This is a genomic window from Flintibacter sp. SJQ-8 (genome assembly GCF_054108085.1).
The window spans coordinates 1-15502 of record NZ_JBPJWR010000014.1 but is presented as its reverse complement, the minus strand read 5'-3'; the positions used below and the strand labels follow the sequence as shown (position 1 = coordinate 15502).

The window sequence follows — 15502 nt, the reverse complement described above, 5'->3', positions numbered from 1 at the left end:
GTAAGGAGGGAGCGGGAATGAAGAAACGGGCGCTGTCTCAGGCGCAGCTGGCCGCCCTGGTTTGGGCGGGGGTGTTGGCTCCGGCGGCGGAGCTGCTGCCGGGTGCGGCTCTCTCTGCGGGCCGTGGAGCGTGGCTGGCCCCTCTGGCGGCCCTCCCCCTGGCACTGCTGTCCGTGTGGCTGCTCACCCGCCTGGCGAGGGACCGGGGCCTGGCCCGGGGCATTCTGGACGGCCTGGGGCCATGGCTTGGCCGAGGCGTGCTGCTATTCTATATGGTGTGGGCGCTGGGGCTGCTGGCCCTGCGGCTGCGGCTGTGCGCCGGGCGGATGCTGTCCTCCGGCTATCGGGACGGGGCCCTGCCCTATTTCCTGCTGGCGGCGGCGGGGGTGGTGTTCTGGCTGGCGGGGGGCAGTCTGGCCGCCTTCGCCCGGGCTGGGCAGCTGTTTCTCACGGTGCTGGCGGTGACGGGGGGAGCCATCCTCCTGCTGTCCCTGCCCCAGGTGCGTTTTGTCCGGCTGCTGCCCCTGTGGACGGAGGACGTTTGTCCGGTGCTCCGGGGCGGCCTGGCCGCGGTAGGCGTGCTGGGTTGGGGGAGCTGCTGGGCTTTTCTTGCGGGGGAGACGCCGCCGGGATATAGGGGGAGCTATCGTCGGACGGCCCTGGGCTGTCTGGTCCTCACTCTGGCCCAGGGGGTGATCCTGGGCAGTCTGGGGCCGGTGCTGGCCGGGCGGCTGGACAGTCCCTTCCTGGCCCTGGCCAAAAGCGTGGGGGTGGAGGGGGCCTTCCAGCGGGTGGAGAGCGTGGTGGCCGCCCTGTGGGTGACGGCGGACGTGACCATGGCGGGCCTGCTGGTCTTCGCCCTGCGGGCTATGGCGTCGGCAGCTGTGCCCCGGTATCAAGAGGAGTGGGTGGGGCGGGGCGCGGTGCTTCTGGCCGCCATCGCGGCGCTGCTCCTGCCCGGGCGGCAGGTGGAGACCCTGGAGCGCCTGGCCCTGGGGGCCAACCTGTGGTTTGGGCTACTTCTGCCCATTTTGCTGGCGGTATGGATAAAACTGCACAAGAGGGGGTAAAATATTGGGGAGGAAAGGGAGGTGTGGAGCGGGAAAAAGGGGGATATGGGGCCTCCGGTGACAAAACGTAAAAAAAGAGGAAAAAACCTGTAAAAAACAGTTGACAAACGGGGGCGCTTCTGATAATATAAGCAAGCACTTTGAGCGAGGGACTTGTTCCCCAGCAAAAGCCCGTTAGGAAACTGATACAGCCGCTAAAGCGAGAACAAAACAGCCTGAAAAGCTAGAAAAAAGTTCTTGACAAGGCGAACTGAGTATGGTATCCTAAATGAGTCGCCTGCGAGGGCGACGGTGATAAAACTCCAAGGGCCTGGCGGATGAGAGGACTTGAAAAGAAGTTGAAAAACTTCTGAAAAAAGTTCTTGACAAAAGGAAAACGAAGTGATATCATTAAAAACCGCTGCGGGACGCAGCGTGTACCTTGTAAATTAAACAACGTGACAAACACGAAGCACCAAAAGGTGATGGTTGTTTTAAGAGCTTTGAAAAGAGCTTGTAGGAACAACGTCAATTTATTTTCTTTGAAGCAAGGAACGCTTCAATAAAGATGATTTGATTGGCTTCGGCCATTTAAATACCATTTTATTGAGAGTTTGATCCTGGCTCAGGATGAACGCTGGCGGCGTGCTTAACACATGCAAGTCGAACGGAGAGCTAATGACAGAGGATTCGTCCAATGGATTTAGTTTCTTAGTGGCGGACGGGTGAGTAACGCGTGAGTAACCCGCCTTGGAGTGGGGAATAACACAGTGAAAATTGTGCTAATACCGCATAATGCATTTGGATCGCATGATTCTGAATGCCAAAGATTTATCGCTCTGAGATGGACTCGCGTCTGATTAGCTAGTTGGCGGGGCAACGGCCCACCAAGGCGACGATCAGTAGCCGGACTGAGAGGTTGGCCGGCCACATTGGGACTGAGACACGGCCCAGACTCCTACGGGAGGCAGCAGTGGGGAATATTGGGCAATGGGCGCAAGCCTGACCCAGCAACGCCGCGTGAAGGAAGAAGGCTTTCGGGTTGTAAACTTCTTTTGTCAGGGACGAAGCAAGTGACGGTACCTGACGAATAAGCCACGGCTAACTACGTGCCAGCAGCCGCGGTAATACGTAGGTGGCAAGCGTTATCCGGATTTACTGGGTGTAAAGGGCGTGTAGGCGGGAAAGCAAGTCAGATGTGAAAACTGTGGGCTCAACCCACAGCCTGCATTTGAAACTGTTTTTCTTGAGTACTGGAGAGGCAGATGGAATTCCTAGTGTAGCGGTGAAATGCGTAGATATTAGGAGGAACACCAGTGGCGAAGGCGATCTGCTGGACAGCAACTGACGCTGAGGCGCGAAAGCGTGGGGAGCAAACAGGATTAGATACCCTGGTAGTCCACGCTGTAAACGATGGATACTAGGTGTGGGGGGTCTGACCCCCTCCGTGCCGCAGTTAACACAATAAGTATCCCACCTGGGGAGTACGATCGCAAGGTTGAAACTCAAAGGAATTGACGGGGGCCCGCACAAGCGGTGGAGTATGTGGTTTAATTCGAAGCAACGCGAAGAACCTTACCAGGGCTTGACATCCCGAGGCCCGGCTTAGAGATAAGCCTTTCTCTTCGGAGACCTCGGTGACAGGTGGTGCATGGTTGTCGTCAGCTCGTGTCGTGAGATGTTGGGTTAAGTCCCGCAACGAGCGCAACCCTTATTGTTAGTTGCTACGCAAGAGCACTCTAGCGAGACTGCCGTTGACAAAACGGAGGAAGGTGGGGACGACGTCAAATCATCATGCCCCTTATGTCCTGGGCCACACACGTACTACAATGGTGGTCAACAGAGGGAAGCAATACTGTGAAGTGGAGCAAACCCCTAAAAGCCATCCCAGTTCGGATCGCAGGCTGCAACCCGCCTGCGTGAAGTTGGAATCGCTAGTAATCGCGGATCAGCATGCCGCGGTGAATACGTTCCCGGGCCTTGTACACACCGCCCGTCACACCATGAGAGTCGGGAACACCCGAAGTCCGTAGTCTAACCGCAAGGGGGACGCGGCCGAAGGTGGGTTCGATAATTGGGGTGAAGTCGTAACAAGGTAGCCGTATCGGAAGGTGCGGCTGGATCACCTCCTTTCTAAGGAGACCTCAACAGATGAAACAAGCTGTTGTAATGTCCTAAGGTCAGACCTGAAGTGTGAATGGATGTCACGTTGTTTAATTTAGAGGGAACACGCAGCGTTGGGAAGCGGCGAAGGACGGGCCCATAGCTCAGCTGGCTAGAGCGCACGACTGATAATCGTGAGGTCGGTGGTTCGAGTCCACTTGGGCCCACCACCAAAATAGTCGAGCGACGACGCGGGGGTTTAGCTCAGCTGGAAGAGCACCTGCTTTGCAAGCAGGGGGTCACCGGTTCGAGCCCGGTAACCTCCACCAGACAAGATCGGATCGAAGTGCTTGAAGATCAAGTATTTCGATCTGACCTTGAAAAAGGTCGGAAGCTGCACCTTGAAAACTGAACAGTGAAGCAAGCAAGAAATTGCGAGCAAGCAACAGAGAGGTAACAAAGTTAATTTTTGTGGACTTTTTAAGATAAATTAAAGGGTAACAAAAACTACAATGAACCAAACTGAAGCCTGCATAATTCTTATAGACGAAGAGAACAGCTTAGAGATAGGCTGTTCTACGAAGGTCAAGCTAATAAGAGCGCAAGGGGAATGCCTTGGCATCAAGAGCCGATGAAGGACGTGACAAGCTGCGATAAGCTGCGGGGAGCTGCACATAAGCATTGATCCGCGGATTTCCGAATGGGGAAACCCGTCAGAGCAATACTCTGACAACGTGCATTGAATAAAATAGGTGTACGTGGGGAACCGCCTGAACTGAAACATCTAAGTAGGGCGAGGAAGAGAAATCAACAGAGATTCCGCTAGTAGTGGCGAGCGAACGCGGAAGAGGGCAAACCGGAGGATTTATTCTCCGGGGTTGTGGACCGACGCACGATGCAATAGGTTAGCTGAACGGCATGGGAAGGCCGACCAGAGCGGGTGATAGTCCCGTAAGCGAAAACCGATTTGTGTTAGTTGGTATCCAGAGTACCGCAGGACACGTGAAACCCTGTGGGAAACTGGGGGGACCACCCTCCAACCCTAAATACTACTTGATGACCGATAGAGGAGCAGTACCGTGAGGGAAAGGTGAAAAGGACCCCGGGAGGGGAGTGAAAAAGAACCTGAAACCTTGTGCTTACAAGCACTCAAAGCTCGTTAAGGAGTGATGAGGTACTTTTTGTAGAACGGTCCGGCGAGTTATTGTATGTAGCGAGCTTAAGGTATTCAGTACCGGAGGCGAAGCGAGAGCGAGTCTGAACAGGGCGACATAAGTTGCATGCAATAGACCCGAAACCAGGTGACCTATCCATGAGCAGGTTGAAGTGGAGGTAAAACTCCATGGAGGACCGAACCGACCCCCGTTGCAATGGTGGCGGATGACTTGTGGATAGCGGAGAAATTCTAATCGAACTTGGAGATAGCTGGTTCTCCCCGAAATAGCTTTAGGGCTAGCGTTGATTTAGATTACCGGAGGTAAAGCACTGAATGGGCTAGGGGCTGATAAAGTTACTGAACCCTATCAAACTCAGAATGCCGGCTAATTGATGATCAGCAGTCAGACTACGTGAGATAAGTCTCGTGGTCAAAAGGGAAACAGCCCAGACCTACAGCTAAGGTCCCAAATATACGCTAAGTGGAAAACGATGTGGAATTGCGAAAACAACCAGGATGTTGGCTTAGAAGCAGCCACACATTAAAAGAGTGCGTAATAGCTCACTGGTCGAGTGACTCTGCGCGGAAAATGTAACGGGGCTAAGCGTATAACCGAAGCTTAGGATGCAGCAATGCGTGGTAGGGGAGCGTCGAATATGGGGTGAAGTCGCAGCGGAAGCAGCGGTGGACTGTATTCGAGTGAGAATGCCGGAATGAGTAGCGAGAATTATGTGGGAATCATAATGGCCGAAAATCTAAGGTTTCTTGGGGAAGGTTCGTCCGCCCAAGGTAAGCCGGGAGCTAAGGCGAGGCCGAGAGGCGTAGTCGATGCACATACGGTTGAAATTCCGTAGCCACCGAAACTTAAGTTAGAGGGACACTTGGAACTATCTGATCCCGGGCGTTGGTTGACCCGGGCGAAAGGGACCGAAATCAAGTAGGGAAGTCAGAGAACGACGAGGCGAGAAAAGCTCTAATGTATGCTAAGGTGCCCGTACCGCAAACCGACACAGGTAGATGAGGAGAGGATCCTAAGGCCAACGGGAGAAGGGTTGTTAAGGAACTCGGCAAAATTACCCCGTAACTTCGGGATAAGGGGAGCTCCCTAAGGGGAGCCGCAGAGAATAGGCCCAAGCGACTGTTTACCAAAAACACAGGTCTATGCTAAATCGAAAGATGACGTATATGGGCTGACGCCTGCCCGGTGCTGGAAGGTTAAGAGGAGAGCTTAGCGCAAGCGAAGGTTTGAATTGAAGCCCCAGTAAACGGCGGCCGTAACTATAACGGTCCTAAGGTAGCGAAATTCCTTGTCAGGTAAGTTCTGACCCGCACGAATGGCGTAACGATTTGGGCGCTGTCTCAACAGCCCACCCGGCGAAATTGTAGTACTGGTGAAGATGCCAGTTACCCGCAACTAGACGGAAAGACCCCATGGAGCTTTACTGTAGCTTAATACTGAGGATTGGTAAATCATGTACAGGATAGGTGGGAGACATGGAAGCAGTGGCGTCAGCCATTGTGGAGTCGCCCTTGGGATACCACCCTTGATTTACTGGTTTTCTAACCTGCGGCCCTGGATCGGGTCGGGGGACACTGTTAGGTGGGCAGTTTGACTGGGGCGGTCGCCTCCTAAAAGGTAACGGAGGCGCTCAAAGGTTCGTTCAGCACGGACGGAAATCGTGCAGTGAGTGTAAACGCAGAAACGAGCCTAACTGCGACACCGACGGGTGGAGCAGTAACGAAAGTTGGAGTTAGTGATCCGGCGGTATGCAAGTGGAAGTGCCGTCGCTCAACGGATAAAAGCTACCCTGGGGATAACAGGCTGATCTCCCCCAAGCGTCCACAGCGACGGGGAGGTTTGGCACCTCGATGTCGGCTCGTCACATCCTGGGGCTGTATTCGGTCCCAAGGGTTCGGCTGTTCGCCGATTAAAGTGGCACGCGAGCTGGGTTCAGAACGTCGTGAGACAGTTCGGTCCCTATCTGTTGCGGGCGTAAGAGATTTGAAGGGAGCTGTCCTTAGTACGAGAGGACCGGGATGGACAGACCTCTGGTGCACCAGTTGTCCTGCCAAGGGCACAGCTGGGTAGCTACGTCTGGACGAGATAAACGCTGAAAGCATCTAAGCGTGAAACTCCCCCTAAGATTAGATCTCTCATCCTTTAAGGAGTAAGGCTCGACGTAGACTATGTCGTTGATAGGTCGGAGGTGGAAGTGCCGTGAGGCATGTAGCTGACCGATACTAATAAGCCGAGGGCTTGACCTACAAAGTTATGAGAAATACGCAGGCGCTTGTAAGCGATGAGGAGTTTGTTTCACTGTTCGGTTTTCAGGGTGCAGAGCAACGTATCTCCAAAATCAATTCAGAGCCCAGCGAAGCGGGTCTGAATTGAAGAGGAAGCACAACGAAATGGGTGAGCTTTCGCCGAAGGTGGAAGCGAAGGATATGGAGTTTGTGCTGACGAGATGCGCCTTTAGCTCAGTTGGTAGAGCAACTGACTCTTAATCAGTGGGTCCCGGGTTCGAATCCCTGAAGGCGCACCATCTGGCCCGTTGGTCAAGCGGTTAAGACGGCGGCCTCTCACGCCGCAAACATGGGTTCGATTCCCGTACGGGTCACCAATCAGATTTCAAATGAAATTTGATATTGACAAGTGAGACACAATAAGCTATAATGTTTACTGTTGAGAAGGCAGTAAGGAGAGAAAACAAAGTTTTCTTTGCTTACTTTCTTCTAAAAAGAGAGTAAAAGTTGGTATTGATTAGGGCGAGGGTCCACCCGTTCCCATTCCGAACACGGAAGTTAAGCTCGCTTCTGCCGAAAATACTTGCCTGGAGACGGGCTGGAAAGATAGGTAATGCCAACACAAGGGTCTGGTCGACCAGACCGGACCCTTTCACATTCCTCAATAGCTCAGTCGGTAGAGCATGCGGCTGTTAACCGCAGGGTCGTTGGTTCGAGTCCAACTTGGGGAGCCAAAGCGGCTTGTCGCCAGAACGACGGCAAGCCGCTCTTTCAAGAAATAAGTTTGAACGGTTTGGGCCTTTAGCTCAGTTGGTTAGAGCAGCCGGCTCATAACCGGTCGGTCCACGGTTCGAGCCCGTGAAGGCCCACCATATAGGGGTATAGCTCAGCTGGTAGAGCAGCGGTCTCCAAAACCGCGTGCCGAGGGTTCGATTCCTTCTGCCCCTGCCATTGTGAATTACGGTTCTTCCGTTTCGATATTTTAAATGGCTCGGTAGTTCAGTTGGTTAGAACGCCGGCCTGTCACGCCGGAGGTCGAGGGTTCAAGTCCCTTCCGAGTCGCCATTTAATTTGCTGCTATAGCTCAGTCGGTAGAGCGCATCCTTGGTAAGGATGAGGTCGGCAGTTCGAATCTGCCTAGCAGCTCCACAAAAACCTTGAAGTCGATTGGCTTCAAGGTTTTTTTATGTCTAAAATAGCCTGTTGTTACTGAGCTGAGAGCCATGAAAAGGAGTTTTTTATGAGTAAGATTCAATGCTGGTGTCGTGCTAATGCTATGCTGGCTATTTCACTATTGGCCGCAGTTGTAACGGCATTCTTTGTTCCGCCCGATAGGGACTACTTGGGTTATTACGACCTTAAAACGCTTTCCTGCCTGTTTAGTGTTTTGGCGGTGGTAGGTGCTTTGCGAGACCTGCATATCTTTTCTGCCCTCTCCCAGCGGATGGTGCGCACTTTTTCCACGGTTCGGGGCGTGTGTACGGCATTAGTGGTTATTACTATGTTCGGTTCTATGCTTCTGACCAACGATACCGCTTTGTTGACCTTCCTGCCGCTGGGCTGGTTTGTCCTTTCCTCCACAAGTCAGGACAAGCATACTGCGCTCCTTTTCATCCTGCAAAACTGCGCCGCTAACCTGTGTGGAATGATCACGCCTTTCGGCAATCCGCAAAATCTCTATCTTTTCAGTTATTATGGTCTTTCTACGAAAACGTTCTTTTCTGTTATGATGCCGCCGTTCCTCCTGTCTGCTGTTCTGATTCTCCTGTGCTGCTTGGCGTTTCCAAAAGAACAGCTTTCGGTTCCGGAAGCACGGATCGCGATAGACTCACGCCGAGCCGTCACCTATGGTGTGCTATTCTGTTTAGCCGTTGCCATGGTGCTGCGGCTGGTACCCTATATTCTTGGCCTGATTATTATTGTTCTGGCGCTCTGGTTTCTGGATCGGCACGCACTGAAAACTGTGGACTGGGGACTGCTGGCCACTTTTGCCGCTTTTTTCACCTTTTCCGGAAATCTTGCCCGAATGGAAGCTGTTCGGGTACTGTTTGCCCGTCTTTTATCCCACGGTACCATGCTGATTTCCGCGCTTACCTGCCAGATCATCAGCAATGTCCCTGCCTCTATTCTACTCAGCCGATTCACACAAGATGCCAGCGGGCTTTTGATTGGCGTCAATGTGGGCGGTGCGGGGACACTGGTGGCTTCTCTGGCAAGTCTTATTACCTTTCGAGAATATACGCGCCGCATTCCCGGCGGAGGCAAGCACTTTCTCTTACTATTTTCCGGAATCAGCTTTACATTTCTGGCGATTCTTCTGGTTGTAATGTCCGTTCTGATGTGATAGGCCGTTGCTATGTGACGGCGTAAGATTTTTCTTTTCGTTCAGCGCTTGCCACGCCCCTTTCTACGGGCTATAATATGGGAAAACCATCTAGGAGGCACAGATCATGAAGAAAATTTTTGCGGCGGCCACGGCGCTGGCCCTGTGCGCCGGGCTTTTGGCCGGGTGCGGACAGAACAGCGGCGGGGGGAAGGCCGACGGCGGTCTGGCGGACAGTCTGCCCATCGACCTGGAGTTTGCCAGCGGCGTGGGGGCCTGGAGCACGGACCTGACTCTGGAGCCGGACGGCTCCTTCTCCGGCGTGTACCACGATTCGGACATGGGGGACAGCGAAGAGAGCTACCCCGACGGGACCATGTATACCTGCACCTTCTCCGGGAAGTTCACGGACATCAAGCAGCTGGACGACCACAGCTATTCCCTGACGCTGGAGGACCTCACCAGCGACTATGAGCAGGACAAGGAGTGGGTGGAGGACGGCGTGCGCTACGTCTCCTCGGAGCCCTATGGCGTGGAGGAGGGGAAGGACTTTATCCTCTATCTGCCCGACACGCCCACAGACGGCCTGGACGAGGAATTCCTGTCCTGGTGGCCCGGACAGTATCAGGAGGAGAAGACGGGCACGTTGGACTTCTACGGCCTTTATAACGTGGACAAGGGCTACGGCTTCTTTGGTTGACAACAGCAGACGCCCCCGGCGCATCGGTGTGAAAACCGGTGAGCCGGGGGCGTATTTTATTTTCTTCAGATGGCGGGCTGGTCGGCGATCTGCATGGGGGGCAGATACTGCACGGAGCGGATGGAGGTCAGGCCAACGCGGTTGGCCTTTTTGATGTACTCCTCCAGGCTGCCGGTGGTGAAGATGTCCATGCGGCCGGGGGCCCGCTGGTCGTTGCGCAGGCCCCGGGCGTCCAGGTCCCGGGAGAGGGTCTTGGCCATCTGCCGGGCGGGGTCCAGCAGGTCCAGGGTGGGGTACAGGCGGCGGATGTTGTCCTCCACCAGGGGATAGTGGGTGCAGCCCAGCACGCAGCACTGGATGTGGTCCACGTTCACCAGGCCGTCCAGACCGGCGCGGATCTCGGCGTCGATGGCAGGCTGGGCGGCGGGGTCGCCTACATTCTGCTCCACCAGGTTGGCCAGGTCGGGGCAGCCGTGGCTGAACACCTGGCGCTCCGGGGCCTGCTTGTGGATCAGGTTGGGATAGCAGCCCGACTGAGCGGTGAAGCAGGTGGAGATGACGCCCACCCGCTGATAGGCTGTGGCGGCCACGGCGTCGGCCCCCGCCTGGACCACGCTGAGGACGGGGCAGCGCATCTCGTCCCGATATTGGTCGATGAGACAGGAGATGGTGTTGCAGGCGACCAGAAGGGCCTTCACGTTATGGCTGTCCATAAAGCGAAGCATATAGCGGGTCATTTCTAAGATCTCCTCGGCGGTGTGGTTGCCATAGGGGGTGTTGGCCCCGTCGCCCAGATAGAGGATGTTCTCCTGGGGCAGCAGCTCCTGCACCCGGCGGGCCACGCTGAAGCCGCCGATGCCCGAATCGATCACGCCGATGGCGTCAGTCTTTTGGTTTATCATAAATGGATGCCTCCCTAAAATTTTCAACGGTAACAGTGTTCACGCCCACACCCGAAAGGCGGGGCTGCGGCGGCCCAGGTCCAGCACGCCCTTGCGATAGACGCCGAACTCGGTGATCACCAGGGGAAAGACCACGTCGTGGGGCTCCCGGGGGATGATGGTGCGCAGCAGGCTCTCCCGGCAGAGCATGGCGGCGTTTTCGGGATTTCCGGCGAAAAAGCGGTCATAGAACCCGGTGCCCTGGCCCAGACGGTGGCCCAGGCGGTCACAGCTGACGCAGGGGATGATGGACAGGTCCACCTGGTCCAGGGTCATTTTGGGGGTGTCCTCCTCCGGCTCCAGCACGCCATAGGCGCCCCGGTGGAGCTGGTCCAGGCTGGTGATCTGCCGGGGCTCCATGATCCCCTCCCCCACGCAGAGGGGGACGCAGAGGGTCTTTCCGCTGTGCAGGGCGTCCAGCAGAACGGGGGTGGTGTCGATCTCCCGGGTGGTGCTGACAAAGCAGAACAGGCTCTGGGCCCGGCGGTATTCCGGCAGGGCCAGCACCTGGATGGCCACCGCCTGGTCAGACCGGGCCCGGTCACAGATGGAGATCAGCTGCTCGTCCCGGCGCACGGCCATGCGGAGCTGACGCTTGCGTTGTGTGATCGTCATGGGAAAGGGACCCTCCTTGCAAAAAATAAAAGGCCAGAAGCAGGCGGCTGGCGTGCCGCCTGTTTCTGACCTTTGGTAGGTATGTGCTTCGGGGACGCCGGAGCACCGGTAGAAAAGGGGATATGAAATTAGACGCGGGGGAGAGACAGCGCTTACAGGACGTTCATGAAGAACGTGAGGATCAGGGAGTTCACGATGTCGGTGAAGAAGCCGCCGCACACGGGGATGATGAGGTAGGCCTTTTCAGAGGGCCCGAAGACCTTCGTCAGGGCGTCCATGTTGGCCATGGCGTTGGGGGTGGCGCCCATGCCGAAGCCGCAGTGACCGGCGCTGAGGACGGCGGCGTCGTAATCCCGGCCCATCATGTTGAAGGTGACGAAATAGACGAACAGGCCGGTGAGCACCGTCTGGATGAGCAGGATGGCCACCATGGGACCGGCCAGATCGGCCAGCTGCCACAGCTGCATGCCCATCATGGCCAGGGCCAGGAAGAAGTTCAGGCTGATGGAGCCGATGGTCTCGATCTCCTGCACGGGCAGGTCCAGGTCAAACTTGTCGCAGATGGCGTTGCGGATGATGATGCCGATGATCATGGAGCCCACATAGGAGGCCAGGGTGATGTTGAACTTGTCGAAGAGCATACTGATCAGGGTGCCCGGGCCGCAGGCCAGGAAGATGAGGGCCAGGGCCAGGGTGCCCCGGTCCACGTCCAGCTTGGCGGTGCCCTCGGTGTTCTTCTTCAGCTCCAGCAGGGCCTCGTGATCCACCTGGGCGGCGTCGCTGGAGCTCAGGCCCAGCTTCTTGATGCGGCGGCGGGCCAGGGGGTTGCCGATGACGTTACCGGCCACCAGACCATAGGTAGCGGCGGCCACGCCGACGGTGAGGGCGTTCTGCACGCCCATGCTCTCCAGCAGGGGGGCGAAGGCGGTGGTGGTGCCGTGGCCGCCGGTGAGGGGCATGGAGCCCAGGGCCAGACCCAGCAGGGGCTGGAGACCGAAGACCTTGCACAGGGCGGCGCCGACCACGTCCTGGATGCCGATGAGGATACACACGGCCACCAGGAAGACGATGAGGGACTTGCCGCCCTTCTTCAGCATGCCGAATCCGGCGGTGAAGCCCACGCTGGTGAAGAAGACGTTCATAAACACGCTTTGCAGCGTGGTGTCAACGGAGAGTTGCAGTACGCCGGTCTGATACAGGATCAGGTTCACGATGGCGTAGATAATGCCGCCGATGACGGGGCTGGGGATGCAGTAAGTACGGAAGACGGAAATTTTCGATTTCAGAAACGCGCCGAAGTAGAAGATGGCAACGGCAAGCGCCATAGACTGATACAGGTTAAGGGACAGACTCATATTATCTCAGCTCCTATTTTTCATTTCTTGCTCCCTGCTTAACCCAAGCAGCTTACGGAACGGGGAAGACCGGGGGCCTTCCAATGACGGGTGGTGCTGAACCCTTATATTTTTGAAGAGCCGCGCTCAAACCGCTCCTTCAAAAACAAAGGGCTAGAAAGATTTCTTTGTGTCCGCGCCCACATTGGCGGGGGACAAAGAGCTTTCTGGCCTTTTCCATCTCTGGTCACGGAGGATATCCGGGACCCAATGAAGAAGACTTATTTTATTGTATGGGGGTGTGCGTGGGTTTTGCGTCTTTAAAATTTCAAAGCAATTGCATGATACACCAAACAAACGAAAGTGTAAAGACGGAAAACAGCACAAAATGAAGGTTGGGATTTTGTGTAGGATGCCCGATTGACGGGAAAAGAAAATTGTGCTATCCTGTGGGCAAGTTAAATTTATTGGTTTTGAGATGACCTCTCAAAATCAAAATAAATTTGGACGAAGCCAAACATTCTTTGTGGCGCGATACCTTATTGATACGGATATGTATTGTGGTATCTCTCCATTGTTGTTTGCTTGCGTCCGTTTTTTATTTGCCAAACGGGGCCCCAAACCGGAAAACAGAAAGGATGGATGCAAGATGTATTGGCCGGACGATTCGGTCTTTATCACCGGCGTAGCCAAGGTCACCAAGGACGACGCCATCAACGCCATGTACGGCACCTTTTCCCTCAGCCTGGTGGTGGACGTCCACAGCAACCGCATCCTAAGCGCCAGCGGGAACATGGTCATGCAGAACACCAACGACTTTTTGGCCCACCTGCTCATCGGGAAGAACATCGTCACCCAGATGGATGAGATGTGCGACGTCCTGAAAAAGCGCTTTCTGGCCCTGGCCCAAAAGGCGGTGATCGTGGCCCTGCGGGACGCCCAGAACCACTATCTCATGGCCTATCCCGCCGCCCGGGAGAATCCCACCGGAATTTAAGTCCCAGCGAAAACAGCATAACGACCCGCGTGGGTCGGAGGTTCCTTACAAAATTGGTTTCTCAGTCTCCCCCTGAGAAACTGCCCTTTGGAAGGTCGGCTTTTTGGACACGGTGCCCGCCGTGCCCCTGAGTCGGCCTTCCTTTTTTGCGAAAATCGGGCAGAATTCAGGGCGGAAAGCCAAAATACACACAAAACACACAATATTTTGTCATAACAGGAAGGGAGCAATTTATTATGTCTAACCCCACCAAACAGGATGCGATCAAGCTGCTGGACGTGTTCGACCCCGAGATGGCCACCCTGCTGCACCGGGAGGAGAAGCGCCAGTTCGAGACCATCGGCCTCATTGCCTCTGAAAACGTGGTGTCCCCCATGGCCTCCTGCCTGGAGGGCTCCGCCTTCACCAACAAGAACACCGAGGGCTATGCCGGCAAGCGCTTTGTGGGCGGCTGTCAGCTGTCCGACCAGGCCGAGCTGCTGGCCGTGGAGCGGGTGAAGCTGGCCTTTGGCGTGGACCACGCCAACATCCAGTGCGGCAACGCCACCATCGCCAACATCGCCGTCCTGCGGGCCTTCCTGAAGCCCGGCGACACCTTTATGGGTCTGACCCTGGACAACGGCGGCCACCTGAGCCACGGCGCCAAGTTCCACTTCAGCGGCGCCATGTTCAACGCCGTCCACTATGGCGTCAGCCGTGAGACCGAGATGATCGACATGGACGAGGTCCACCGCCTGGCCCTGGAGAACAAGCCCAAGCTGATCTGTGTGGGCGCTTCCTCCTATCCCCGCCTCATCGACTATAAGCGCTTCCGGGAGATCTGCGACGAGGTGGGCGCTTACTTCTGGGTGGACTGCGCCCACGACTGCGGCCTGATCGCCGGCGGCGCCATCCCCAGCCCCGTGGAGTATGCCCACGTCATCACCTTCTCCACCCAGAAGACCCTGCGCGGTCCCCGCGGCTGCGGCGTGATCCTGGTGTGCAAGGACATCGAGATCCCCGACGGCAAGAACAAGGACGGCTCCCCCAAGTATACCAAGCTGAGCCTGAAGATCGACCGCTCCGTGTTCCCCCGCCTGCAGGGCGGCCCCAAGGGCGACATGCTGGCCGCCCGGGGCGTGCTGTTCTATGAGCTGCTCCAGCCCGAGTTCAAGGAGTATGCCAAGCAGGTGTGCAAGAACGCCAAGGCCCTGGCCAAGGGCTGCGCCGACGAGGGCATGCGCCTGATCACCGGCGGCACCGACACCCACATGGTCATGATCGACGTGACCCCCCTGGGCGTGAACGGCCTGGAGGCCGAGACCCTGCTGAACAGCCTGGGCCTGGTCACCAACAAGAACATGATCCCCTATGACCAGCTGCCCCCCAGCTGCGGCAGCGGCCTGCGCATCGGCAGCCCCACCATGACCACCCGCGGCGCCAAGGAGGAGGAGATGGAGCACATCGGCCACCTGCTGGGCAAGGCCCTGAAGAACAAGGACAACCAGGCCGTTCTGGACGAGATCGCCGCCGAGGTCAAGCAGATCGCCACCTCTCACCCCATGTTCTCCAGCGAGTGGGTCTCCCCCTCCATCCGCAAGGACTTTGAGGACATGTACTACAACGTGGAGTATTGAGCACAGAAAGGAACGATGCGCAATGGCTCTGTTATTAAAAGGCGGCCCCGTGGCCGAGGCCATGAGCCAGCGGCTGCTGGATCAGTGTGCCACCTTGAAGGAGGCGGGCGTGACCCCCGTCTTCGCCATCGTCCGGGTGGGCGAAAAGGCCAACGACATCTCCTATGAGCGGGGCGCCACCAAGCGGGCCCAGGCTCTGGGCGTGGAGGTGCGCAACTTCATTCTGCCCGAGTCGGTCACCGAGGACCAGCTGGTGGAGACCCTGGAGGGCATCAATCACGACAGCGGCATCCACGGCTGCCTGATGTTCCGGCCCCTGCCCCCCCACCTGGACACCCCCAGAGTGGCCCGGACGCTGGACGCCTCTAAGGACGTGGACGCCATGACCTCCTCCGCCATGGGCGTGCTGCTGTCCCCCAGCGCG

The 15502-nt window shown here is 56.5% G+C and carries 9 protein-coding genes, 9 tRNA genes and 3 rRNA genes; 18 read left to right on the top strand and 3 right to left on the bottom strand.

The window, feature by feature from the left end; translation table 11 throughout:
* Positions 1 to 17: 17 nt before the first annotated feature.
* The 15 genes from ACSAMP_RS10750 to ACSAMP_RS10680 all read left to right on the top strand — a co-directional run bounded on the left by ACSAMP_RS10750 (position 18) and on the right by ACSAMP_RS10680 (position 9575).
* Complete coding sequence (locus ACSAMP_RS10750) at positions 18 to 1070, top strand: GerAB/ArcD/ProY family transporter (protein ID WP_457800441.1); 1053 nt, start codon at positions 18 to 20, stop codon at positions 1068 to 1070.
* 581 nt (positions 1071 to 1651) lie between these two features.
* Positions 1652 to 3182 (top strand): 16S ribosomal RNA (locus tag ACSAMP_RS10745).
* A 123-nt stretch (positions 3183 to 3305) separates the two neighbouring features.
* Positions 3306 to 3382 (top strand) — tRNA-Ile (locus ACSAMP_RS10740).
* Between the two features lie 23 nt (positions 3383 to 3405).
* Positions 3406 to 3481 (top strand) — tRNA-Ala (locus ACSAMP_RS10735).
* A 254-nt stretch (positions 3482 to 3735) separates the two neighbouring features.
* Positions 3736 to 6573 (top strand): 23S ribosomal RNA (locus tag ACSAMP_RS10730).
* A 202-nt stretch (positions 6574 to 6775) separates the two neighbouring features.
* A tRNA-Lys gene (locus ACSAMP_RS10725) sits at positions 6776 to 6851 on the top strand.
* A 3-nt stretch (positions 6852 to 6854) separates the two neighbouring features.
* A tRNA-Glu gene (locus ACSAMP_RS10720) sits at positions 6855 to 6929 on the top strand.
* Positions 6930 to 7058: 129 nt separating this feature from the next.
* Positions 7059 to 7174 (top strand): 5S ribosomal RNA (gene rrf / locus ACSAMP_RS10715).
* The 16S, 23S and 5S rRNA genes sit together here with 9 tRNA genes alongside, the layout of an rRNA operon.
* A gap of 36 nt (positions 7175 to 7210) precedes the next feature.
* Positions 7211 to 7286 (top strand) — tRNA-Asn (locus ACSAMP_RS10710).
* A 61-nt stretch (positions 7287 to 7347) separates the two neighbouring features.
* Positions 7348 to 7424, top strand: a tRNA-Ile gene (locus ACSAMP_RS10705).
* 3 nt (positions 7425 to 7427) lie between these two features.
* A tRNA-Trp gene (locus ACSAMP_RS10700) sits at positions 7428 to 7503 on the top strand.
* Positions 7504 to 7540: 37 nt separating this feature from the next.
* A tRNA-Asp gene (locus ACSAMP_RS10695) sits at positions 7541 to 7617 on the top strand.
* 8 nt (positions 7618 to 7625) lie between these two features.
* A tRNA-Thr gene (locus tag ACSAMP_RS10690) sits at positions 7626 to 7701 on the top strand.
* Between the two features lie 91 nt (positions 7702 to 7792).
* On the top strand, positions 7793 to 8896 hold the full coding sequence (locus ACSAMP_RS10685) for an SLC13 family permease (protein ID WP_457800422.1): 1104 nt from the start codon (positions 7793 to 7795) through the stop codon (positions 8894 to 8896).
* A gap of 106 nt (positions 8897 to 9002) precedes the next feature.
* Entirely contained in the window at positions 9003 to 9575 is a 573-nt protein-coding gene (locus ACSAMP_RS10680) for a hypothetical protein (RefSeq protein ID WP_457800423.1), read from the top strand.
* Positions 9576 to 9640: 65 nt separating this feature from the next.
* Here ACSAMP_RS10680 and murI read toward each other — a convergent pair whose 3' ends face one another.
* The 3 genes from murI to gltS all read right to left on the bottom strand — a co-directional run bounded on the left by murI (position 9641) and on the right by gltS (position 12486).
* Positions 9641 to 10477 (bottom strand): glutamate racemase, encoded by an 837-nt coding sequence (gene murI, locus ACSAMP_RS10675; protein ID WP_457800424.1) that lies wholly within the window; start codon positions 10475 to 10477, stop codon positions 9641 to 9643.
* A gap of 39 nt (positions 10478 to 10516) precedes the next feature.
* Positions 10517 to 11131 (bottom strand): 5-formyltetrahydrofolate cyclo-ligase, encoded by a 615-nt coding sequence (locus ACSAMP_RS10670; protein ID WP_457800425.1) that lies wholly within the window; start codon positions 11129 to 11131, stop codon positions 10517 to 10519.
* 152 nt (positions 11132 to 11283) lie between these two features.
* Positions 11284 to 12486 (bottom strand): sodium/glutamate symporter, encoded by a 1203-nt coding sequence (gene gltS / locus ACSAMP_RS10665; RefSeq protein WP_457800426.1) that lies wholly within the window; start codon positions 12484 to 12486, stop codon positions 11284 to 11286.
* 628 nt (positions 12487 to 13114) lie between these two features.
* Here gltS and ACSAMP_RS10660 point away from each other — a divergent pair.
* From ACSAMP_RS10660 to ACSAMP_RS10650, 3 genes are all read left to right on the top strand, one after another.
* Positions 13115 to 13462 (top strand): DUF3870 domain-containing protein, encoded by a 348-nt coding sequence (locus tag ACSAMP_RS10660; RefSeq protein ID WP_457800427.1) that lies wholly within the window; start codon positions 13115 to 13117, stop codon positions 13460 to 13462.
* A gap of 236 nt (positions 13463 to 13698) precedes the next feature.
* Positions 13699 to 15078 (top strand): serine hydroxymethyltransferase, encoded by a 1380-nt coding sequence (locus tag ACSAMP_RS10655; RefSeq protein WP_457800428.1) that lies wholly within the window; start codon positions 13699 to 13701, stop codon positions 15076 to 15078.
* A gap of 22 nt (positions 15079 to 15100) precedes the next feature.
* A partial coding sequence (locus ACSAMP_RS10650; RefSeq protein ID WP_457800440.1) for a tetrahydrofolate dehydrogenase/cyclohydrolase catalytic domain-containing protein occupies positions 15101 to 15502 on the top strand: 402 nt, incomplete at its 3' end.

Excerpts from the sequence above, each read along its gene's own strand:
- ACSAMP_RS10655 (WP_457800428.1), top strand. The coding sequence starts at position 13,699 with ATGTCTAACCCCACCAAACAGGATGCGATCAAGCTGCTGGACGTGTTC.
- ACSAMP_RS10680 (WP_457800423.1), top strand. The coding sequence starts at position 9,003 with ATGAAGAAAATTTTTGCGGCGGCCACGGCGCTGGCCCTGTGCGCCGGG.
- ACSAMP_RS10660 (WP_457800427.1), top strand. The coding sequence starts at position 13,115 with ATGTATTGGCCGGACGATTCGGTCTTTATCACCGGCGTAGCCAAGGTC.
- gltS (WP_457800426.1), bottom strand. The coding sequence starts at position 12,486 with ATGAGTCTGTCCCTTAACCTGTATCAGTCTATGGCGCTTGCCGTTGCC.
- ACSAMP_RS10750 (WP_457800441.1), top strand. The coding sequence starts at position 18 with ATGAAGAAACGGGCGCTGTCTCAGGCGCAGCTGGCCGCCCTGGTTTGG.
- ACSAMP_RS10670 (WP_457800425.1), bottom strand. The coding sequence starts at position 11,131 with ATGACGATCACACAACGCAAGCGTCAGCTCCGCATGGCCGTGCGCCGG.
- ACSAMP_RS10685 (WP_457800422.1), top strand. The coding sequence starts at position 7,793 with ATGAGTAAGATTCAATGCTGGTGTCGTGCTAATGCTATGCTGGCTATT.
- murI (WP_457800424.1), bottom strand. The coding sequence starts at position 10,477 with ATGATAAACCAAAAGACTGACGCCATCGGCGTGATCGATTCGGGCATC.